We start from the raw sequence: 279 nt of genomic DNA, 5'->3' as shown, positions 1-279 counted from the left end.
AGATATCACCATCGGGTGATTGCACTACATCACGTACGCGACCTACGTTCTCAAGAATCTTTTCCCTGGCAGTAACCTTCTTTCCATCAAGGCTAAGATGCTCTACATACTGGAACTTTAGAGAACCTACCAGCAGGTCTCCTTTAAGGTCAGGATATTTATCTGAAGTTACATATACGAAACCACTTGGAGCAATAGATGGCACCCAATAATAAATAGGATCTTCAAAATCTGGTCCCGAAGTTTCGTCTGTAAAAGAAGTGCCGTCATAATTGATCC

1 protein-coding gene is annotated in these 279 nt (G+C 41.9%); it reads right to left on the bottom strand.

Features of this window, described 5'->3' with window-relative positions:
- A partial coding sequence (locus HC176_RS19410) for a PQQ-dependent sugar dehydrogenase (RefSeq protein ID WP_167920592.1) occupies nt 1-279 on the bottom strand: 279 nt, incomplete at both ends.

It is taken from the genome of Tamlana crocina, assembly GCF_012037625.1.
The sequence above is the reverse complement of the archived record's forward strand: the minus strand, read 5'-3'. Positions and strand labels throughout refer to the sequence as shown.